We start from the raw sequence: 19,929 nt of genomic DNA on the forward strand, positions 1-19,929 counted from the left end.
CGCCCACCTCCGCTCACGCCGACCGGTACACACCGATCCCTGATGTGTACACTGTCCACAACCCTACAGGCTCACCCTACAGACTCCTGGAGACGATCGCTTGAGCGTCACCCCCGCATCCCAGCCTCGCAGAACCTACCGACACGGAGACCTGCGCGAGGCCCTCCTCGATGCGGGGATCGAGATGGCCCGCGAGGGCGGGCCGGATGCCGTGGTGCTGCGCGAGGCCACCCGCCGCGCCGGGGTCTCGCCCAACGCCGCCTACCGCCACTTCGCCGATCGCGAGGCGCTCCTGCACGCCGTCTCGGATGCCTGCCTCGGCTTCGCCGCCGACCGGATCGAGCAGTCGGTGGCCGAGGTGCCCGAGGGTGACCCCGTCGACACCGCCCGGGCACTACTCCGCGCGGTGGGCACGGGCTACATCGCGTTCGCGCGTGAGGAGCCGGGCCTGTTCCGCACGGCGTTCTCGGTGCCCGACAACCTGCAACGTGCCGCGGAACCCGCGAAGGCGGGGCGTAACGGCCGCACGCCGTTCCAGCTCGTCGGTTTCGCCCTCGACGCCCTGGTCGATGCGGGTGTCCTGCCGCGCGAGCGCCGGGAGAACGCGGAGTTCCTCGCCTGGGCGACCGTGCACGGCCTCGGGATGCTCGTGATCGACGGCCCCCTGCGCGGCCTCGACGACCGGATGATCGACTACGCCACCGCCCGGCTCCTCGACATGGTCGACCGCGGCCTCTGACCCGGCCCCGGCACCGTTGACCATTCCGGGCACCATGAACCCGTCCGGGCATGGTGAACCCATCCGGGTACCATGAACCCATGAGCGACGCCCACGCCAGCTCGGACGAGCGGATCGTGCAGGCCACGCTCCGCCTGCTCCGCGATCGCGGGCCGGCCGGGGTCAACGTCGAGGCCGTCGCGGCCGCATCCGGAGTCGCGAAGACGACGATCTACCGCCGCTACGTAGACCGCGAAGCGCTGCTCACGGCCGCCATCGACGCGGCGACAACCGAGGTCACGCTGCCCACCGGCATGTCGACCTACGACACGCTGCACTGGCTGCTGGGCGCCGCTCGCGTGCGGGTGCAGGAGATCGTGGGGCGCGGCACGGTCGCCGCCATCCTGATCGACGACGACGCACCCTTCACCGATCAGCTGCGCGACATGATCCGGATGCGGAGCCACCAGCTGGTGACGTTCCTCGAGACGGCCGTCGCGCGTGGAGACCTGCGGTCGGGCCTCGACGTCAAGCTCGTGGTGAGCGTGCTGCTCGGCTCGGCCGTGGGCCACGTCATCCGCGGCGGCGAGCCCGACGAGGTGTGGGCCGACCGACTGCTCACCCTGCTCTGGCCCGCGCTGGCGCCGCCCGGCGCCCCCGCCGAGCGCGCGGCCACCCGCCCGACTGCCCTCGACCCGTCACCGACTGCCCTCGACCCGTCACTTGTTGACGCTAAACCCGAGGAATAGCGACAACAACTGACGGATCGCGGACAGGGGTCAGGCGGTCGGGACCTTCGGGGTCGCGCGAGGGGTCGCCCGGGGCGCCGCCGCCACGAGCGCCGCCACGTCAGCCGCCGTGACCTGCTTCGGCCCCAGCACCTTCCCGGGGTTGAACAGCTGCGCCGGGTCGGCCGAGTCGAACAGGCCCTGCATGAGCGCCACGCCCCCGGCCGAGATGTCCTGCTCCATCCACGGGGCGTGCTCGACGCCCACGCCGTGGTGGTGCGACAGGGTGCCCGAGGCATCCTGGAACGCCTGCTGGATCGAGTGCTTCACGACCTCGTACTGCGCGATCGGGTCGTCCCCGTGCACGAAGGCGAAGGTGAAGTACAGGCACGCTCCCGAGTGGTACGAGTGCGAGAGGTGGCACATGATCCAGCCGTGCACACCCAGCGCGTCGTACGCGTTCTGAGCGGCTGCGACGGTGGAGTCGTAGACCTCCTGCAGCTTCGACCAGGGCGCCGCGGTCTCTGACACGTCGGCGGCCGCACCCCGGTCGAGCAGGAAGTCGCGGAGGTAGGGCGTGTCGAACTTCTTCTGGTCGTAGAGGGCGCCCGGGCCCTTGCCCACGCCGAGACCGCCGTGCTTCTTCACGATCGCGCCGACGAGCTTCTTCTCGTACGACACGTGCGAAGGCGAGCCCTCGAAGCCGATGAACGAGAGGCACATGTCCTCCAGCACCCAGCCGCGGCGCTTCAGCACCGACATCAGGATGTTCTGGGCCGCCCCTGAGACGCCCTTGGACGCCTTGCGGGTGGCCAGCGAGAAGCCGCTCTCGCGGGCGTCGGACACGCGCGTGATCGAGGGCGAGGCGTCCGACTCGGCGATCTCGTGCATCGCGGCCAGGCCCGCCTTCCAGTTCGGGAAGAAGTAGGCCTGCACCTCCCGGAGCTCCGGCGTGCGGTGCACCTGGACGGTCACCTCGGTGATGACGCCGAGGCGCCCCTCCGAGCCGATGATCATCTCGCGCACCGAGGGGCCGGTCGAGGTCGACGGCAGGGCGCGCAGTTCGACGATCGTGCCGGGACGCACCATCCGGAGTCCGCGGGCGATGTCGGCGATGTCGCCGTACTTGTCGCTCTGCATGCCCGAGGAGCGCGTCGCGACCCAGCCGCCGACGGTCGAGTGGGTGAAGCTGTCGGGGAAGTGCCCCATGGTCCAGCCCTTGGCGTTCAGCTGCTCCTCGATGTCGGGGCCCTGGGCGCCGGCCTCGATGCGGGCGAGCCCGGATCCCTCGTCGATGTCGAGCACGCGGTTGAGGCGCCCGAGGTCGAGCGAGACGATCGTGCGGGTCTCGGACTCCAGCGGCTCGAGGCTGCCGGCGATGTTGCTGCCCCCGCCGAAGGGGATGATGACGGCGCCCTCGGCGACGGCGGCGTCGACGATCTGCTGCACCTGCCACTCGTCACCGGGGTAGACGACGATGTCCGGCACCCGGGCGATCTCGTTGCGGCGGATGCGCAGCAGGTCGCGGATGCTCTTGCCGTAGGTGTGGATGACGCGCACCTGGTCGTCGGTCGACGCCGACTCCTCGCCGACGATCGCGACCAGCTCGGCCTCGAAGGTGGGCGAGAGCCGCGGCGGTGCCACGGTCAGCTGGTCGAAGTCGAGCGGCGGCACCGGAGGCGTCCGCACGTCGAGCGCCACGGCCTTCTGCACGAAGGGCACGAACTCGGGCTTGTCCTCGAAGTGGAAGCCGACGCCCTCGACGCCCCACCCCCACCACTTCATGTGCTTGACGTCGGTCATGCGGCTCCCTTCATGGAATTCCTGGTGGTCGAGCGCACCGGCAGGGCCGGGATGCTCGAGGTGCCCGCGGCGTCGGAGTGCAGTCTGCGCACTTCCCGCGCGATCCGGGCGGAGAACTGGTCCGGCGTCTCGCCGGGCCGGCCGAGCATGGGCTCGCCGAACACGACCGCGACCGGCGGACGGCCCGGGATCGGCCAGTTGCGGCCTCGCGGCATCGCGAGGCTCGCGCCCACGAGGGCGATCGGCACGCACGGCACGTCGCAGGCGATCGAGAGCGCCGCGGCACCGGCCTTGAAGTCGGCCATCTCGCCGGTCTTCGAGCGCGTGCCCTCGGGGAAGACGAGCAGCGGCACCCCGCGGGCGAGCAGCTTCTTCGACACCCCCTGCTTCTGGGCGGTGCCGGTGCGGTCGATCGGGAAGGCGTTGAAGAACAGGGCGGTGAGGATGCGCCGCCACCAGATGTCGAAGAAGTAGTCGGCAGCGGCCCCGGCGGCGAGGTAGCGGCCGAGCCGGCGCGGCAGCGCGCACATGATCAGCGGGGCGTCGAGATGGCTGGAGTGGTTCGCGACGGCGATGAACGCGCCCTGGACGCCCTTCACGGCGTCGTGCCCGCGCACGCTGACACGCGTGATCGACCAGACCACCGACTTCAGCACGACCCGCTGCGCGATGAACCGCATGCCGGCCATGACGGGCGAGGTGAACCGGTCCTTGGGCGGGTGGACGAGCTGAGGATGCTTCTCGGTCATCGGTCTGCCTTCGATCTGTCCTCGGTGTTCGGCGCCGCGGGCCCGGACGGTTTGTTGCGGCTGGACGAGATCCGGCCCGAGATCCAGCGGATGACGCCCCGGGGAAGGTGGCGGGTGAAGAAGAACAGCACCTTGAAGCGCTTCGACGGCACCGAGAGCACCTTGCCGCGCGCGACGTCGCGGAGAGCCTCCTCGACGAGCTGGTCGACGTCGATCCAGAGGAAGTCGGGGATGGACTTGGTGCGGATGCCCGCGCGGTCGTGGAACTCGGTGTGCACCCAGCCCGGCAGCACGGCACTGACCTGAACGTTGGTGTTCCGCAGCTCCACCGCCAGCGACTCCGTGTAGGCCGTCGTCCACGCCTTGACGGCCGAGTAGTCGCCGGTCGCGATCGTGCCGGCCACGCTCGAGACGTTGAGGATCGTGCCACGGTGGCGGGCGGTCATCGCGCGGCCGGCCGCTCCTCCCAGCACGAGGACGGCGAGGCACATCACGGCGAGCGCCCGTTCGTGCACCGCGACGTCGTGGTCCAGCAGCGAGCCGTGCATCCCGAAGCCCGCGTTGTTCACGAGGAAGTCGATCGGATCCTCGGTGCTCTCCAGGCGCGCCGCGACGCGATCCATGTCCTCACGCACCGCGAGATCGGCGGAGATCGTCTCCACGCGCGTTGCACCGTCACGACCGAGTTCCTCGGCCATCTCCCGGAGCCGGGATTCGTCGCGGGCCACCAGCACGAGGTCGAAGCCCCGGAGAGAGAGTGCCCGGGCGAATGCCGCACCGATACCGGAAGTGCCACCGGTCACCAGAGCCGTCGCCATCTGCTTAGGATACGCTACGGAGTGCGTAGCGACCGACGTGCGCATCCCACCACGAACCCAGGTACCGCCGTCACCACGGAGGAATTCCGTTGTCCGGAGAGAACACCATGACTGTCGACGAGACCGACCCCATCCGGCCCCCGGCGACCCGGTTCGACGTCCGGGACTTCGCCCGCACCGCCGTGGGAAGCCACCGCGACGAGATCGACCTCGAGGCCTTCGCCGCGAATCCGCTGAACCCCGAGACGGTGCGTTCGCTCGCCTATCTGCGCGAGCTCGAGCGCTCCACCATGACGTACCTGCGGAACGTGCTCGTCACCCCGACCCACAAGGATGCGCGGGTCACCGCCTTCCTCACCACCTGGGCCTTCGAGAAGTACTGGATCGCCGACGCGCTCGAGCAGATCGTGCTGGCCCACGACTTCGATCCGGCCTCGGTCGTCGACCTCTCCCGGTTCCGCGCCTTCGCCCTCGAGTTCGCCGAGCGCACCACCCCGATCGTGGAGTCCTTCCGCGCCAACGCGATCGGCCCCGACGTGGTCGGCGTGCATCTCGCGACGGTCGCCGTCGACGAGTGGGTGGTCGAGGCCGCCTACCTCCAGCTGATCGAGGCCGACCCGAACCCGGAGCTCGTCTCCCTGCTCGAGCGCGTGCTCGAGGTGAAGAAGCGGCACCGCTCGTTCGTCGAACCCGAGACCGATCGCCGGCTGGCCGACTCGGCGCGCGCCCGCAAGCTCGCCCGACGCGCGCTCCGACGCACCGCCTGGCCCGTCGGCGCATCCAGCCTCGCGAAATCCGAGACGGCCGTGTTCTACGAATCACTCTTCGACGCCGGGCTCGCCGAGCGGATCGACGTGCGCGTCCGCCGCATCCCGGGCCTGGACGACCTCCACCTGATCCGCACCGCCCGCCGCCAGGCGCTGGCGCGCGGGAACCGAACCCGCTCCTCCCAGGGCACCGACACGAAAGGCGGCACGAACGGATGACCGACCCCACCCCGCTCGATGAGCCCACCACGCCCGCGAACCCCGACTTCACGCTGGGCTCCTCGCACGTGCTGCTCACCGGCGCGACCGGTTTCGTGGGTCAGGCCGTTCTCGAACGCCTGCTGTCGACGCATCCGGACACCCGGATCTCGTTGCTGATCCGCCCGAAGTCGCGCACCACCGGCGAGACCCGCCTGCAGACCCTGCTGAAGAAGCCCGTGTTCCGCTCCTGGCGCGAACGCGTCGGAGAAGACGAGGTCGAGCGGGCCATCCGCGAGCGCCTCACCGTCATCCAGGGCGACCTGGCGAACCCGGGCGAGCTGCCCGGCGACATCGACGTCGTGCTGCACGGCGCCTCGACCGTCTCGTTCGACCCGCCGATCGACGACGCCTTCCAGACCAACGTCGACGGAGCCACCGGCCTCTACGGCGCGCTGCTCGCATCCGGATCCGACCCGCACGTCGTGCACGTCTCGACCGCGTACGTCGGCGGCATGCGGAAGGGCGTCTCGCCCGAGGCCTCCCTCGTGCACGACATCGACTGGCGTGCCGAGAACGCCGCCGCGAAGTCGGCCCGCCGCCGCGTCGAGATGGCCTCCCGCCAGCCCGAGGTGCTGCGGAAGCTGCTGGCCGCCTCGCGCGCCAAGCTCGGCAAGGTCGGCCCCCAGGCCGTGGCCCAGGACGCGGAGGCCGCTCGCATCGAGTGGGTCACCAAGCGCCTGATCGACCACGGCCGCATCCGCGCCGAGTCCCTCGGCTGGACCGATGTCTACACGCTGACCAAGGCGTTCGCCGAGCGGGCCGCCGAAGAGCTCTGGGGCACCGCGGGCCACCGCCTCAGCATCGTGCGCCCCTCGATCATCGAGAGCGCCCTCAAGCACCCGCAGCCCGGCTGGCTCGACGGCTTCAAGGTCGCCGACCCGCTGATCATGGCCTACGGGCGCGGTCAGCTGCCCGAGTTCCCGGGAGTGCCCGACTCGATCCTCGACGTCATCCCGGTCGACTTCGTGGTCAACGCGATCCTCGCCGCCGCCGTCACGCCGGCCCCGGTCGACGAGCCGAACTACTACCAGGTGGTCTCCGGCGCGCGGAACCCGCTGCCCTTCCACACGATGTACGAGAACGTCAAGGAGTTCTTCACGAAGAACCCCATGCCACACGTCGACGGCCCGATCCAGGTGCCGTCGTGGCGCTTCCCGGGCGGGCGCTCGGTCGAGCGCACTCTCCGCATGCAGGAGCGCCTGACCTCCGCCGCCGACGACACCGTCGCCCGGATGCCCTCCACGATCCGCACGCGGAAGTGGACGCAGTCGCTCCACCAGCGCCAGCGCGGCCTCGACCAGCTCCGCTACTTCGCCGAGCTGTACCGCGCCTACGTGCAGACCGAGCTGATCTTCGACGACAAGAACACCCGGGCCCTCAACCAGTCGATCCCCGAGGCGCTCCGCGACGACCGCGGCTTCGACGTGGTCGAGATCGACTGGCACGACTACTTCCAGAACATCCACTTCCCCTCGATCACCGGCCTCACCAAGGCCTACGCGAACCGGCCTGCCGGCAAGGCCCGCGCCAAACGCGCGCTCCCGGTGCGCAGCGACGTCGTCGCCGTGTTCGACTTCGAGGGCACCCTGGTGGAGTCGAACCTGGTCGAGCAGTACCTCTGGGTGCGCCTCGCGATGATCCCGAAGGCCCAATGGCCGCAGGAGTTCGCGAGCCTGATGCTCTCGGTGCCGAAGTTCCTGCGGGCCGACCGTCGCGACCGAGGCGAGTTCATCCGCACCCTCGTCCGCCGCTACAAGGGCATCCGCGTCGACGAGCTGCAGCAGCTGGTCGAGGGCCGCTTCGGCGCCGCGATGCTCAGCCGGGCGATCCCGGATGCGCTGGACCGCGTCGCCCAGCACCGTGCCGCCGGTCACCGCACCGTGCTCGTCACCGGCGCGACGCGCTCGGCGGCCGAGCCGTTCGCCGCGTTCTTCGACGACGTCGTGGCCGGCGAGATGCACTCCTCGAAGGGCGTGCTCACCGGGTACCTGGCGACTCCCCCGCTGGTCGACGAGGCGCGGGCCGCCTGGCTCCGCGAGTACGCCGACCGTCACGGCATGAATCTCAGCCAGTCCTACGGCTACGGCGACAGCCTCGCCGACGTCGCGTGGCTCCAGCTGGTCGGCAACGCGACCGTCGTGAATCCCGATACCGATCTGTATCGGCACGCGCAACGAACTAAGTGGACGGTGGAGGACTGGACCAGGCGTTCATCCGATCACCGACCCGGCCCCGGTAACCTGTCCCTGTTGCCCGAGGCATCCGCAGCACCCGAGGAAGGAGACCGGTCCGGCGCTCGCGACGCGCGCTGACCGACAGTCCCATGGCATTCGACATCGACAAGTACACGGAGACCTCGACGAAGGTCGCCTGGCAGGATCTGGACTTCTCGGAGTTCCGCGACAACCCGCTCCCCGAGGGCACCCTCCGGAGCCTTCGCTACATGTGTGACATCGAGTACCACACGGTCTGCTACCTGCGGGACATGCTGGTCACCCCCTCGCACAAGGACGAGGACGTCACGGCGTTCATGACCATGTGGAACCGCGAGGAGTTCTGGCACGGCGAGGCTCTTGCCGCGGTGCTCGCCGAGCACGACGTGATCGTCGACTTCGACGAGCTGAAGGCCACGCGCCTCAAGCTCGGCTGGAAGGACCGCCTCGACCCGGTCAAGCAGTCCCTGCTCGGCAACATCGTCGGCTCGGGCTTCATCGCCGTGCACATGGTCTGGGGCGCCGCGAACGAGTGGTCGGCGGTCGCCGCCTACAACCGCCTCGCCGACATGGAGAAGCACCCGGTGCTCGCCGAGCTGCTCCGCCGCATCGCCAAGCAGGAGGCCCGCCACGTCGCGTTCTACGCGACCCAGGCCCGCGAGCGTCTCGGCAAGAGCAAGAAGGCCCAGGTGCTGGCGCGCTTCGCGCTGAAGAACTTCTGGGGCCCCGTGGGCTCCGGCGTGATGACCGACGACGAGGTCAAGCACGTGATGGGTCACCTGATGGGCGGACCCGAGGGCCGCAAGGAGGCCGCGAAGATCGACGCCCACATCGCCAGGATGCCGGGGCTGGCCGGTCTCACGATCGTGCAGGACGCCCTGGACGCGCGGGGCATCGCGGCCTGAGCTCGCGGCGTGATCTCGCGCTTAGCGCGGGTGATCTTCTGCGCCTGACGTCTCGCGCCGGGCCGTGGCGCTACGCTTCCTCCATGAAGTTCACCACCACGGTCCTCGCGAGCGGCAAGACGGCGACCGGGCTGCCTGTGCCCGAGAGCGTCGTGACCGAGTTGGATGCCGGCAAGCGCATCCCCGTCGTCGTCACGATCGGCGACTACAGCTACCGCAGCTCGATCGTCTTCTACGGCGGGCAGTACCTGATCGCGCTCAGCGCCGAGAACCGCGAGGGCGCGGGGGTGGCGGCTGGCGACGAGATCGAGGTCGACGTCGCGGTCGACGACCAGCCGCGCGAGGTCGAGGTGCCGGCCGATCTGGCCGAGGCCCTCGCGGGCGATTCGGATGCGGCATCCGCGTTCGCCGCGCTGTCGTACAGCAACAAGCGCCGCATCGTGCTCTCGGTCGAGGGTGCGAAGACCGAGGCGACGCGTCAGCGCCGGGTCGAGAAGGCTCTGGCCGAGCTCGTCTCGTAGAGAGGCTGGAGGGCCGTCCGCCGTTGCGGGAGCCCGGGCCGCCTAGTGGCGGCGCTGAGTGGGCAGCAGGTGGAACGCGATGGCCAGCGAGCCCGACACGCAGAGGATGCCGCCGAAGAAGACCCAGGCGTTCTCGAGGGTGCCGAACAGGAACATCCCGAACAGGAAGAGCACGATCGCTCCGATCGCAGCGAGCACGTTCATTCCAGGGGTCCTCCGATTCAGTGGGCTTACTCAATACTAGACGGTGTGGGCGAGACGGCAGACGTGATCACGGGCGAGGACGGGCTGGCGCGCCCGCCCTGGGCGGCGGTGGATCCCCTCCTCCGCGAGTACTACGACACCGAATGGGGCATGCCGGTGCGCGACGAGCGGGGGCTGTTCGAGCGGGTGAGCCTCGAGGCGTTCCAGTCCGGGCTGTCCTGGGCGACCATCCTGCGGAAGCGGCCCGCGTTCCGCGCCGCCTTCGACGACTTCGATCCGGATGCGGTGGCGGGCTACGGCGACGACGACGTGACGCGCCTGCTGGGCGACGCCGGGATCATCCGCAACCGGGCCAAGATCACGGCCACGATCGGCAACGCGCGGGCGACCGTCGCCCTGCGCGACGACCCGGAGTACGAGGGGCTCGCCGGCCTCATCTGGTCCTTCCGGCCGGCGCGGACGCCCGAGCCGCGCACCTTCGCCGACATCCCGACCACCTCGCCGGAGTCGGTCGCGCTCGCGAAGACACTGCGCGCCAAGGGCTTCCGCTTCGTCGGGCCGACGACGATGTTCGCCCTGATGGAGGCTGCCGGGCTCGTCGACACGCATCTGCTGGGCAGCCATCGGCGCGGGAGTTCTGGCGTGTGGTGAACCCGGGCGCGGCGGCTGGCGGCCGGTGGCGCCGAGCTGCCGTGCCGGCCGGCTTTCGAGACGTTTGACGGATGGCGCCGGGGGCCGGAGTCTGATTCGCTAGGGGCATGAGCGAGAACAGCGAATCCCCGTCGACCGAGGTCGTGCACCACCCCCACCGCCACCGCTACGTGCTGCTGGCCGACGGGCGCGAGCTCGGCTTCACGCAGTACATCGACAGCGGCGACGACCGGGTGTTCGTGCACACCGAGATCGACCCGGCCGAGGAGGGTCACGGCTACGGCTCGACCCTGATCCGCGGTGCGCTGCAGCAGGTGCGCGAAGAGGGCCTCCGCATCGCGGCGACCTGCCCGTTCGTCACGGCCTGGCTCGAGAAGCACCACGACTTCGACGACATCGTCGACCCGGTCTCGATCGAGATGCGGGCGTCGCTCCGCGAGTGAGGCCGGCGGGCCTCCCGCCCTACTCCCCCATCAGGGAGAGCACGTTGCCGGACGGGTCGAGGAACCACGCGATGTCCGGACCCTGGTTCGCCGCCTTCCCGCGCATCACGCCTTTCTCGTCCTGAGGCATGCCCTCGTAGCGCTCGAAGACGATCCCACCGGCGGTGAGCTCGTCAATCGCTGCGTCGATGTCGGGCACGACGAGGTTGAGGATCGTGAAGCCGGCCGGCTCGTGATCGGCCTTCGGGTAGGCGATCACGTGACCGCCGCCCGGAAGCGACACGTCGAGGATGCCCATCTCGTTCATCGTCGCGTCCAGGCCCAGGCGGTCGCCGTAGAAGGCGCGCGCCTCCTCCGTGTCGCGAACACTGAAACCACTGAATGCACTGCGGAAATCGACCATCAGGCGAACACCTCCGTGAGGAAGCCCTCCAGCGCCGCCCAGCTCCGGGCATCCGCTTTCGGGCGGTAGTTGGGGATCATCGGCAGGGTGAACGCGTGCGGCGCACCGCTGTAGATCACGACCTGCCAGTCGAGGTCCGGAGCCTGCCGGAGCTCGTCCTCGAACGCCACGACGGCCACGTCCGGCACCACCGGATCGGAGCCGCCGGTGAGTACGAGGAGGGGCGCCCGGAGGGCACCGACGTCGGCGGGGTCATGCGTGATGAGCCCTCCGTGGAACGAGACGACCCCGGCGAGCGGAGCACCGGTGCGGGCGAACTCGATCGAGGCGGAGCCGCCGAAGCAGTAGCCGATCACGGCGATCCGTGTCGGGTCGACCCGCGGATCGGCCGCGAGCACGTCGTAGCCGGCCTGCACCCGCGCCCGCAGCGTCGGCAGATCGGCGTAGTAGACGCCGGCCAGCTCGGCCGCGTCGTCGCCCTCGGGCCGGATGCCGGTGCCGTACAGGTCGGCGGCGAAGGCCACGTAGCCCAGCCGGGCGAGCATCTCGGCCCGCGCGCGGACGTATTCGTTCTCGCCGGTCCAGTCGTGCAGCACCAGCACGCCGGGGCGCCGGTCGTCGCGGGCGGTGTCGAGCACGAGCGCTCCCTCGAGCGCGGTGCCCGATTCGTCGTACGCGACGCGTGAGGTCTCGATCACCGCGCCCTCGGGCAGCGGGACGGAGTCGATCAGGGTCTGGTGCGCGGCGGAGAAGCTCATGGTCCCGGTCTACCAGACCCGGCTAGCCGACCGCCGCATGCCGGCCGACCTTCGACCGCAGATCCTTCCGGAGGATCTTGCCCGACGTCGACTTCGGGATCACGTCGATGAACTCGACCAGCCGCACCTTCTCGTGCGGGGCCACCCGTTCGGTCACGAACGCCATCACCGCGGCCTCGTCGAGCTCGTCGCCGCGGCGCACGACGAAGGCCTTCGGCACCTCCTGGCCGTCGTCGTCGGCGACCCCGATGACCGCGCAGTCCACGACATCCGGATGCGACAGCAGCACCGCCTCGAGAACCGCGGGCGCCACCTGGTAGCCCTTGTACTTGATCAGCTCCTTGAGGCGGTCGACGATCGTGTAGACCCCGTCGGCATCCACCGTCGCGATGTCGCCCGTGTGCAGCCAGCCCTCGTCGTCGATGGCGTGGTGCGTGGCCTCCTCGTCGTCGAGATACCCGGTCATCACCTGGGGGCCGCGGACCAGGAGCTCGCCCGGGGCGCTCGGGCCCTCCTCCGGCACCTCGACGTCGGCGCCGGACTCGAGGTCGATCAGACGGCACTCGGTGTTCGGGAGCGCCCGGCCGATCGAGGAGCGGTCGAGCTCGGTCGCCCCCACCGGGAGCACGTGGGTCACGGGGCTCGTCTCGGTCATCCCGTAGCCCTGGCAGACGATGCAGTCGAGCCTCGCGGCGACGGCCTCGGAGAGCGAGCGGTCAAGCGGTGCCGCGCCCGAGAAGATCACCTTGACCGCCGACAGGTCGTACTCGTCGACCAGCGGATGCTTCGCGAGGGCCACCGCGATCGGTGGCGCGATGAAGACCCAGCTGCAGCGCTGCGCGCTTGTGATGCGGAGGAACTCGGCGAGGTCGAACTTCGGCATCGTGACCAGGGTCGCCCGGCGCAGGAGGGCGAAGTCGAGCAGCACGGTCATCCCGTAGATGTGGAAGAACGGCAGCACCGCGAGCACGCGGTCCTCGCGGGTCAGCGGGATCAGCTCGGCCGACTGCAGTACGTTGGCGACGATGTTGCGGTGGGTCAGCTGCACGCCCTTGGGGCGGCCGGTCGTGCCCGAGGAGTACGGCAGCACGGCGAGGTGGGTGGCGGGGTCGAAACTCACCTCGGGCGGGGCCGCCCGGTCGAAGAGCAGGTCGTGGAGCGACGGATGGCCCTCGGCTCCGTCGATCACGACCAACCGGTCGTCGGGGATGCCGGCGGCCTTCGCGGCCTCGGCGGCCTGCGGGAACAGCGGCGAGACGGTGAACAGCCAGGTCGCTCCGGCGCTGGTCAGCTGGTTCGCGATCTCGCCCACGGTGTAGAGCGAATTGATCGTGGTAGCAGTGCCGCCGGCGCGGAGGACGCCGTGGAAGACGGTCGCGAAGGCGGGGATGTTCGGGCACAGGATGCCGACGCGGTCGCCGACCGCGAGCCCCCGGGCGGCCAGTGACCCGGCGAGGGCGTCGATCTGGGCGATCAGCTGCCGGTAGCTGGTCTCGTCTCCGCTCGTGCCGTCGACCAGGGCGACCCGGTCGAGGTCGGCGTCGTCGAGGCCGCCGAAGAGCACCTCGTACACGCTGGCGGAGGGGATCTCGATGTCGGGGTAGGACGATCGGGCCATCAGCTATCTCCTTCGATAGTGGTTCCGCTCATTTGACCCTGTCGCCCGCTCCTCCCGCAAGTGCGGCGTAGCGTAGGACGGATGAGAGCCGTCCTGATCACCGCCCCCGGCGGGCCGTCCGTCCTCCAGCCCGGCGAGGTGCCGGACCCCGTCGCCGGGCCGGGTGAGCTCGTCATCGACGTCGTCGCCGCGGGGCTGAACCGGGCCGACGTGCTGCAGCGGCGCGGGGCGTACCCGTCGCCGGCGGGGTGGCCGGAGTGGCCGGGACTCGAGGTGTCGGGGATCGTGTCGGAGGTGGGCGTCGGGGCTGAGGGTGTGCCCGACGGGTCCGGTTTCGGCGGTGCCGGCGGTTTCGGCGGTGCCGGCGGTGCCGGCTTCGCGGTCGGGGACCGGGTCTGCGCGTTGCTGGGCGGCGGAGGGTATGCCGAGCGGGTCGCGGTTCCGGCCGCGCAAGTGCTCCCGGTGCCCGACGAGGTCGACCTCGTCGACGCTGCCGGTCTGCCCGAGGTCGTGGCGACGGTGTGGGCCAACGTGTTCCTGCTCGCCGGGCTGCGGGCAGGCGAGACGCTGCTCGTGCACGGGGGCTCCAGCGGCATCGGCACGATGGCCGTGCAGCTCGGCCGTGCCTTCGGAGCGCGAGTGGCCGTGACCGCGCGCTCGGCCGAGAAGCTCGAGGCCTGCCGGGAGCTCGGCGCCGACATCCTGATCGACTACACGACCTCGGACTTCGCCGAGCGGATACGCGCCGAGGGCGGGGCCGACGTGATCCTGGACGTGGTGGGCGCCGACTACCTCGAGCGCAACATCGATGCGCTCGCGACGAACGGCCGGATCGTGACCATCGCGAACCTGGCCGGCGGCCCCGCGGCGATCGACCTGGGCGCGCTGATGGCCAAGCGCGGAACGCTCAGCGCGACGAGCCTTCGAGCACGGCCCGCCAAGGAGAAGGCGGCGATCATCGCGAGCGTGCGGGAGAACGTGTGGCCGCTGGTCGAGAACGGCACGGTGCGGCCCGTGGTGGCCGCGCGGTTCCCGCTCGCCGAGGCGGGCGAGGCGCAGCGGCTCTTGGAGGGCTCCACCCACATCGGCAAGATCCTCCTCACGGTCTGACCCGGCCCCCGCGCCCACCACCCCACCCACCCCTCCTCGCGCCACACCCCACCTCGCGCCACCCTCCCACCTCGCGCCACCCCACCCCCACCTCGCCGAGAAGTCACTTTCACGTCCAAAACGCGGGATTTGGACGTGAAAGTGACTTCTCGGCGCCCGTGGGGTGGGTGGGTGGGGCGTCGGGATGGCCCGAGCGGGGGGCGGGGTGCCCCGGGACGGGCGGGAGGGGCCTCAGGCGAGGCGGATGGACTCCTGGAGGCGGGTGCGGAGCTCGAAAGCGCGGTCGATGCTCGTGCGGTCGGGAGCGCTCTGCCCCAGACCGTTGCGGAGCAGCTGCGGCAGCACCGAACGACGCACGACGACCGACCCGGCGAGGCGACCCCGCTCGACGACCTCGGCCGGCTCGGCGAGTGCGGCATCCGGAACCACCACGACCAGCGCCGTGAACGTGACCCGCAGCTCGCGGCGGAGCGACTTCGCGGCGCGGTGGAGTTCGTGCAGCGGCTCCTCGTCGGGGGCGATGCCCTCGCCCACGAGCTCGTCCTTCTTCAGGCGCACCTCGCCGCCCCAGTCCTCGGACTGGATAGCGAAGAGGCCGGCCGGGCCGAGCACGACGTGGTCGATGGTCTCTGGGACGCCCCCGAGCATCCGGCCGGTGAGCACGTTGTTCCAGATCGTGAAGCCGATGCCGAGGGTCGAGACGATGGACGCGGTCGACTCCTCGGCGATCGCCTTGGCGAGCCAGCCGCGGATCTCGCGCGGGGCGGAGCGCACGAGCGCGGGGTCGTAGGGATCGGCGACGCTGACGCCACGGCCGACCCATTCGCGCAGCAGCGTCAGGTACTGCTCGCGCTCCTGGCCGCCGGGGTGGCCGTAGCTACGGGCGCGCACCGACGAGCTCGCGGCCCGGCCGCCGGGGCGGGAACCGGCGCCGCCCGACGGGGGCCCGAAGCCGCTGCCGGAGGTCGAGGCCGAACCGGAGGCCCCGGCCGCGTGGGCGGATGCGCCTGCCGCCGCGCTGTCCGAGCGGCCGTGCCCGCGGTCGTACGCCGCACGGTCTTCAGGGGTGCCGATGCGCTCCCAGGCCTGCTGCACCGCGACGAAGCGGGCGGCCGAACCACCCGTGTCGGGGTGCGTCTCGCGAAGGAGGCGACGGTAGGTGCGGCGGAGTTCGTCGTGAGGTGTGGCCGGGTCGACTCCGAGCACCTCGTACGGCGTTCGGGCGGCGGGACTCTCGGACACCCGACCACGATACCGGGCGCCGGCCGGGAAGCGGCCCGGAGCCGACTGGGTGGCGGCTCCGCGTCAGTGCGACTCCCCCGGCGTCAGGCCTTGTCGGTGACGCGGAGCACCAGGGTGGGCCCCGGCGCGTGGATCAGCACGTCGTGGCTCACCGAGCCGAGCAGGAACCGGCCGATCCCGTGCCGGCCGTGGCTGCCGACCACGAGCAGCGAGGCCGAGCGTGCGGCCTCGATCAGGGCTGCCGCGGGCGGCTCGAGCGGGGTCTCGGTTCGGATCTCGAGGCGGCCCCCGTCGGCCTCCCGCTCGCCGACGACACCGGCCTCGGCCAGGGTGTCGGCGATCACGCGGTGGGCGCGATCCTCCAGGGCGTCGGTCAGGTCGGGCAGGTCGGTGAAGTCGGGTTCGGCGAGCGGAGGCAGGGTCCAGGCGCTGATGACGCGCAGGGTCTCGTCGAGCCGGGACGCCTCGGCGGCAGCGATCTCGACCAGGCGCACCGAGCTCGGCGATCCGTCGATGCCGACGACCACGCCCGATCGGCCCTCGACGGGGAGATCGGGGATGACGGCGACCGCCACCTTCGCCGCTGCGGCGACCCGGAGGCTCACCGCACTGGTCGTCAGCCGGTCGTAGAGGTCTTTGCGGTAGCTGCCCACCACGAGCAGACGGGCGCCGAGCGCTTCGGCCTCGGCGCAGAGCACCTTGACCGGCTCGCCCTTCCTCGTCAGGGGCGTGACGGTGACGTGCGGGGCGGCGCGGTCGGTGCGGAACGCCTCGTTCGCGAGCATCACCTCGCCGCGCTCCTGCAGAAGCGGTGCGGCGGTGTACCCCGGCGAGTCCCACGACGTGTCGGCGACGTAGAGCACGACGACGTCGGCCTCGACCGCCGCGGCCCGGTGGAGGGCCCAGGTGAGCGCGGTCTTGGCGGCATCCGAGCCGTCGAAGCCGACCAGGATGGGGCCGGTCTCGCTGGTGGTGGTCATCGTCTCCCCCGGTTCCCCGGTGCGCGGAGGCTAGCCGGTGATGTCGACGCGGGAGATCAGATCGCCCGCCAGTGCGAACGCCAGAGTACCGCCTCCGTTGTAGCCGCCGCCGGTCACGTGCACGGCGACCGCGTACACGCCGTTGTTGACGGTGAAGCCCGGCACCTCGAAGTGGCTGCCGACACCGATGTTGTCGGTCTCGTTCCAGCCGGCGATGGCCTCGCGACCGGTGTAGGTGTGGCCCCAGTCGTCGAGCACGGCGTCGTCGGTGAATGCTGCGAGGAAGCGCTCGCGATCGGAGTCGTTCGTCGCCTCGAAGAAGGAGGCGATGGCGGGTGGCAGATCGTCCGGCACGCTCATGGGTCCATCCTGCGCTGATGGTGGGCGGGCGCGCCAGAGGACTGGGCGGCCTCTCAGCAGGTCTTCATCTGGGGCGTGCGGCGGCTGTGGGCTGCGGGCGCGGCGGTCGCGATCTGTGCGTGCGGCGGGGACACCCTCGGCGTGGCGGCCGGAGCGGTCGACACGGAATACTCGGCCGTGATGGACTGTTCCAGGGTTCATACGTTCGCATGCAAAGAGGGAGGCCGCGATGGCCGAGGACACCGATCAGACCACTCCGACGGAGAAGGACTTCAGCACCGTGCAGTTCGGCCTCGACACCTTCGGTGACGTCACGGCCGACGACGAGGGCAATCCGCTGCCGCCCGCGCAGGTGCTGCGCAACCTGGTCGAGCAGGGCGTCAAGGCCGATGAGGTGGGGATCGACTTCATCGGGTTCGGCGAGCACCACCGCGACGATTTCGCCGTGACCGCACCCGAGGTCGCTCTGGCTGCCGTCGCGGCGCGAACCTCGCGCATCCACCTCGGTTCGGCCGTCACCGTGCTGAGCTCGGACGACCCCGTGCGGGTGTTCGAGCGGTTCTCGACGCTGGACGCGCTCTCGGGCGGGCGGGCCGAGGTCATCCTCGGGCGTGGGTCGTTCACCGAATCGTTCCCGCTGTTCGGGTTCGAGCTGCAGGACTACGAGCGGTTGTTCGAGGAGAAGCTCGAGCTGTTCGCGGCGATCCGCGCCGGCAACCCCGTGACCTGGGAGGGCACCACCCGGGCGTCGCTGACGAACCAGAGCGTGTACCCGCCCATCGAGCACGGACTGCTGAAGACCTGGGTCGGCGTCGGCGGGAGCCCCGAGTCGGTCGTGCGTGCGGCGCGGTACGGCTTCGCGCTGACGCTCGCGATCATCGGCGGTGAGCCCGAGCGGTTCGCCCCCTTCGTCGACCTCTACCACCGTGCCATGACCCAGTTCGAGCAGCCGCCGCAGCCGGTCGGCGTGCACTCCCCCGGGCACATCGCGGCGACCGACGAGGAGGCCAAGGAGCAGCTGTGGCCGCACTACTCGGCCCAGATGAACCGGATCGGCCGCGAGCGCGGCTGGTCGCCGATGGGCCGTGGGCACTTCGAGCAGGAGGTCGCGCGCGGGTCGCTCTACGTCGGCTCGCCCGAGACCGTGGCGCAGAAGATCGCGTCCACCGTGCGGGTGCTGGGCGTCGACCGCTTCGACATCAAGTACGGCAACGGGGCGCTCTCGCACGAGAAGCTCATGACGAGCATCGAGCTCTACGGCACCGAGGTCATCCCCCGGGTGCGGGAGCTGCTGGCGTCGTAGGCTTCGGCTCGCGGAGCGATTGAGCGGGTAGGTACCTAATTTGGTACCTGCCCGCTAGTATTGTCGGCATGGTCGCTCTGAATGTCACGTTCTCCGACGAGGAGATGGATGAACTGCGCGCCGTGGCGGCACAGCTCGACACCTCGTTGAAGACGCTGGTTCGTGATTCGGTCCTTTCGGCCGTGCGCAACCGCAAGCACCTGGTCGAGCAGATGGCGACTGAAGTGGCGACCACCTCGGCAGAGCTGAACCGTCGGCTGGCGTGAATCCGTATTACCTGGATCGTGACGACGTTCTGACGGCCTCAGCCGCAGCACTCGGCTCCATGCCTGTCGTTCGCGACTTCGGTTTGCTGGATGCGGCGGTCGCCCGCCCCCGGAGCACGGTGTTCGGCGTCGACTCCTATCCTGGTCTGCCCGAGAAAGCTGCGGCTCTGCTTCACTCGCTCGCCCGGAACCACGCGCTCCTCGACGGTAACAAGCGCACGGCATGGGCGGCCGCCTGGGTGTTCCTGCGGGTGAATGGATGGCGTCTGGATCAGGGATTCGACGTCGATGCTGCAGAGAAAATGATGATCGAAGTCGCAGTCGGAGAGCTCGACGTCGCACACATCGCCGCGCTGCTGGGGACCTTCGCTGCGAACGAACAGCCCTGACGTCAAAGGCGATTTCCGCTCGACCCACGATGGCCGAGCCGTGCAGGCTCAGTTCTTTACGGCGGCGGCTCAGGATTCTCGGGACAGGAGGGAGCGCTTGACGTCGGTGCCCCAGGCGAAGCCGCCGAGGGTGCCGTCGGTGCGGAGCACCCGGTGGCAGGGCACGAAGAGCGCAGGCGCATTGCGCGCGCAGGCGCTGGCCGCTGCGCGGACCGCTGTGGGGCTGCCGAGGACGGCCGCGAACTCCTGGTAGCTGAGGGGGTGGCCGGGCTCGATCGTGCGGAGCGCCGTCCAGCCGCGCTGGTGGAACTCGCCGCCCCGCTGCACGACCTCGACGGTGTCGATCGCCGTGACGTCTCCGGCGTAGTAGGCCAGGGCCGCGGCGGCGGCGCTAGTGGTGCCGGGCACGACGTCGGCCGGGCGGATGCTCGGGGTCAGGCGGGCGAGGAGCGCGTCGACGTCGGCGGTCCAGCCCGAGGCGAGCACGCGGTCCTCCTCGTCGGCGATGATGCCGAACGGGCCGTCGGGCGTGTCGACGAACTGCACGGTGGCGGTCATGGGGTCTCCTCGGGGGTCGTGGGTGGGGCTTCGGGGGTGGATGCGGCGGGCTCGGCCGGCAGGCGCGAGCGAGTGGATGCGGCGGGGTCGGCGGTCGGGCGGACTCGGGCAGCCGCGGACGTGGTGCCGGGGCGGGCGCGCACGGCGGCGGTGCGGCGGGT

The 19,929-nt window shown here is 70.6% G+C and carries 23 protein-coding genes; 12 read left to right on the forward strand and 11 right to left on the reverse strand.

All coding sequences use genetic code 11. The annotated features are described in order from the left end of the window. The first annotated feature begins 100 nt into the window (after positions 1-100). Entirely contained in the window at positions 101-739 is a 639-nt protein-coding gene (locus HSO01S_RS03075; RefSeq protein WP_066039067.1) for a TetR/AcrR family transcriptional regulator, read from the forward strand. Between the two features lie 80 nt (positions 740-819). Further along, the gene (locus HSO01S_RS03080) at positions 820-1,467 is read left to right on the forward strand and encodes a TetR/AcrR family transcriptional regulator (protein WP_066039068.1); all 648 of its coding nucleotides are present in this window, start codon (positions 820-822) and stop codon (positions 1,465-1,467) included. Between the two features lie 30 nt (positions 1,468-1,497). Here the strand turns inward: HSO01S_RS03080 and HSO01S_RS03085 are convergent, their stop codons facing one another. From HSO01S_RS03085 to HSO01S_RS03095, 3 genes are read right to left on the reverse strand one after another with little or no spacing between them, the layout of a single operon-like run. Beyond that, positions 1,498-3,249, reverse strand: coding sequence for an FAD-binding oxidoreductase (locus tag HSO01S_RS03085; protein WP_066039069.1), 1,752 nt, complete (start codon positions 3,247-3,249; stop codon positions 1,498-1,500). Next, positions 3,246-3,998: a lysophospholipid acyltransferase family protein gene (locus HSO01S_RS03090; RefSeq protein WP_066039070.1), complete on the reverse strand. Its 753-nt coding sequence runs from the start codon at positions 3,996-3,998 to the stop codon at positions 3,246-3,248. Before HSO01S_RS03090 ends, HSO01S_RS03085 begins: the two co-directional genes overlap by 4 nt. Further along, a complete protein-coding gene (locus tag HSO01S_RS03095; RefSeq protein WP_066039071.1) occupies positions 3,995-4,816 on the reverse strand; it encodes an SDR family NAD(P)-dependent oxidoreductase in 822 nt (273 codons plus the stop codon). The genes HSO01S_RS03090 and HSO01S_RS03095 overlap by 4 nt, the downstream gene beginning before the upstream one ends. A gap of 107 nt (positions 4,817-4,923) precedes the next feature. Here HSO01S_RS03095 and HSO01S_RS03100 point away from each other — a divergent pair, with 107 nt between their 5' ends. From HSO01S_RS03100 to HSO01S_RS03115, 4 genes are all read left to right on the forward strand, one after another. Next, positions 4,924-5,802, forward strand: a complete 879-nt coding sequence (locus HSO01S_RS03100; protein ID WP_174522961.1) for a hypothetical protein — start codon at positions 4,924-4,926, stop codon at positions 5,800-5,802. Then, positions 5,799-8,156 (forward strand): HAD-IB family hydrolase, encoded by a 2,358-nt coding sequence (locus HSO01S_RS03105; RefSeq protein ID WP_066039072.1) that lies wholly within the window; start codon positions 5,799-5,801, stop codon positions 8,154-8,156. The genes HSO01S_RS03100 and HSO01S_RS03105 overlap by 4 nt, the downstream gene beginning before the upstream one ends. Positions 8,157-8,167: 11 nt before the next feature. Beyond that, on the forward strand, positions 8,168-8,962 hold the full coding sequence (locus HSO01S_RS03110) for a ferritin-like domain-containing protein (protein WP_066039073.1): 795 nt from the start codon (positions 8,168-8,170) through the stop codon (positions 8,960-8,962). Positions 8,963-9,045: 83 nt separating this feature from the next. Next, complete coding sequence (locus HSO01S_RS03115; RefSeq protein ID WP_066039074.1) at positions 9,046-9,483, forward strand: YdeI/OmpD-associated family protein; 438 nt, start codon at positions 9,046-9,048, stop codon at positions 9,481-9,483. A 42-nt stretch (positions 9,484-9,525) separates the two neighbouring features. On the opposite strand, the gene HSO01S_RS18575 is transcribed toward HSO01S_RS03115, so the two are convergent. Next, complete coding sequence (locus tag HSO01S_RS18575; protein WP_157078860.1) at positions 9,526-9,687, reverse strand: hypothetical protein; 162 nt, start codon at positions 9,685-9,687, stop codon at positions 9,526-9,528. A 45-nt stretch (positions 9,688-9,732) separates the two neighbouring features. Here HSO01S_RS18575 and HSO01S_RS03120 point away from each other — a divergent pair, with 45 nt between their 5' ends. Further along, entirely contained in the window at positions 9,733-10,338 is a 606-nt protein-coding gene (locus tag HSO01S_RS03120) for a DNA-3-methyladenine glycosylase I (RefSeq protein ID WP_066039075.1), read from the forward strand. A 107-nt stretch (positions 10,339-10,445) separates the two neighbouring features. Next, the gene (locus HSO01S_RS03125) at positions 10,446-10,781 is read left to right on the forward strand and encodes a GNAT family N-acetyltransferase (protein ID WP_066039076.1); all 336 of its coding nucleotides are present in this window, start codon (positions 10,446-10,448) and stop codon (positions 10,779-10,781) included. Positions 10,782-10,800: 19 nt separating this feature from the next. Here the strand turns inward: HSO01S_RS03125 and HSO01S_RS03130 are convergent, their stop codons facing one another. From HSO01S_RS03130 to HSO01S_RS03140, 3 genes are read right to left on the reverse strand one after another with little or no spacing between them, the layout of a single operon-like run. After that, positions 10,801-11,184 (reverse strand): VOC family protein, encoded by a 384-nt coding sequence (locus HSO01S_RS03130; protein WP_066039077.1) that lies wholly within the window; start codon positions 11,182-11,184, stop codon positions 10,801-10,803. Further along, the gene (locus tag HSO01S_RS03135) at positions 11,184-11,942 is read right to left on the reverse strand and encodes a dienelactone hydrolase family protein (RefSeq protein ID WP_066039078.1); all 759 of its coding nucleotides are present in this window, start codon (positions 11,940-11,942) and stop codon (positions 11,184-11,186) included. Before HSO01S_RS03135 ends, HSO01S_RS03130 begins: the two co-directional genes overlap by 1 nt. A gap of 22 nt (positions 11,943-11,964) precedes the next feature. Continuing rightward, positions 11,965-13,560: an AMP-binding protein gene (locus HSO01S_RS03140; RefSeq protein ID WP_066039079.1), complete on the reverse strand. Its 1,596-nt coding sequence runs from the start codon at positions 13,558-13,560 to the stop codon at positions 11,965-11,967. Between the two features lie 81 nt (positions 13,561-13,641). Here HSO01S_RS03140 and HSO01S_RS03145 point away from each other — a divergent pair, with 81 nt between their 5' ends. Further along, on the forward strand, positions 13,642-14,670 hold the full coding sequence (locus HSO01S_RS03145; RefSeq protein WP_066039080.1) for an NAD(P)H-quinone oxidoreductase: 1,029 nt from the start codon (positions 13,642-13,644) through the stop codon (positions 14,668-14,670). Between the two features lie 231 nt (positions 14,671-14,901). Here the strand turns inward: HSO01S_RS03145 and HSO01S_RS03150 are convergent, their stop codons facing one another. The 3 genes from HSO01S_RS03150 to HSO01S_RS03160 all read right to left on the reverse strand — a co-directional run bounded on the left by HSO01S_RS03150 (position 14,902) and on the right by HSO01S_RS03160 (position 17,252). Beyond that, on the reverse strand, positions 14,902-15,912 hold the full coding sequence (locus HSO01S_RS03150) for a nuclease-related domain-containing protein (protein ID WP_066039081.1): 1,011 nt from the start codon (positions 15,910-15,912) through the stop codon (positions 14,902-14,904). 83 nt (positions 15,913-15,995) lie between these two features. After that, a complete protein-coding gene (locus tag HSO01S_RS03155) occupies positions 15,996-16,892 on the reverse strand; it encodes a universal stress protein (protein WP_066039082.1) in 897 nt (298 codons plus the stop codon). 30 nt (positions 16,893-16,922) lie between these two features. Next, positions 16,923-17,252, reverse strand: a complete 330-nt coding sequence (locus HSO01S_RS03160; RefSeq protein WP_066039083.1) for a nuclear transport factor 2 family protein — start codon at positions 17,250-17,252, stop codon at positions 16,923-16,925. A gap of 229 nt (positions 17,253-17,481) precedes the next feature. On the opposite strand from HSO01S_RS03160, the gene HSO01S_RS03165 reads away from it, so the two are divergent. From HSO01S_RS03165 to HSO01S_RS03175, 3 genes are all read left to right on the forward strand, one after another. Beyond that, complete coding sequence (locus HSO01S_RS03165; RefSeq protein WP_066039084.1) at positions 17,482-18,555, forward strand: LLM class flavin-dependent oxidoreductase; 1,074 nt, start codon at positions 17,482-17,484, stop codon at positions 18,553-18,555. 68 nt (positions 18,556-18,623) lie between these two features. Next, positions 18,624-18,821 (forward strand): hypothetical protein, encoded by a 198-nt coding sequence (locus tag HSO01S_RS03170; protein WP_066039085.1) that lies wholly within the window; start codon positions 18,624-18,626, stop codon positions 18,819-18,821. After that, the gene (locus HSO01S_RS03175; RefSeq protein WP_245635864.1) at positions 18,818-19,210 is read left to right on the forward strand and encodes a type II toxin-antitoxin system death-on-curing family toxin; all 393 of its coding nucleotides are present in this window, start codon (positions 18,818-18,820) and stop codon (positions 19,208-19,210) included. The genes HSO01S_RS03170 and HSO01S_RS03175 overlap by 4 nt, the downstream gene beginning before the upstream one ends. Before the next feature lie 69 nt (positions 19,211-19,279). Here the strand turns inward: HSO01S_RS03175 and HSO01S_RS03180 are convergent, their stop codons facing one another. Continuing rightward, entirely contained in the window at positions 19,280-19,768 is a 489-nt protein-coding gene (locus HSO01S_RS03180) for a methylated-DNA--[protein]-cysteine S-methyltransferase (RefSeq protein WP_066039087.1), read from the reverse strand. Between the last annotated feature and the right edge of the window lie 161 nt (positions 19,769-19,929).

The sequence above is a fragment of the Herbiconiux solani NBRC 106740 genome (assembly GCF_001571005.1).
In the GTDB taxonomy this organism is placed as follows: Bacteria; Actinomycetota; Actinomycetes; order Actinomycetales; family Microbacteriaceae; genus Herbiconiux; species Herbiconiux solani.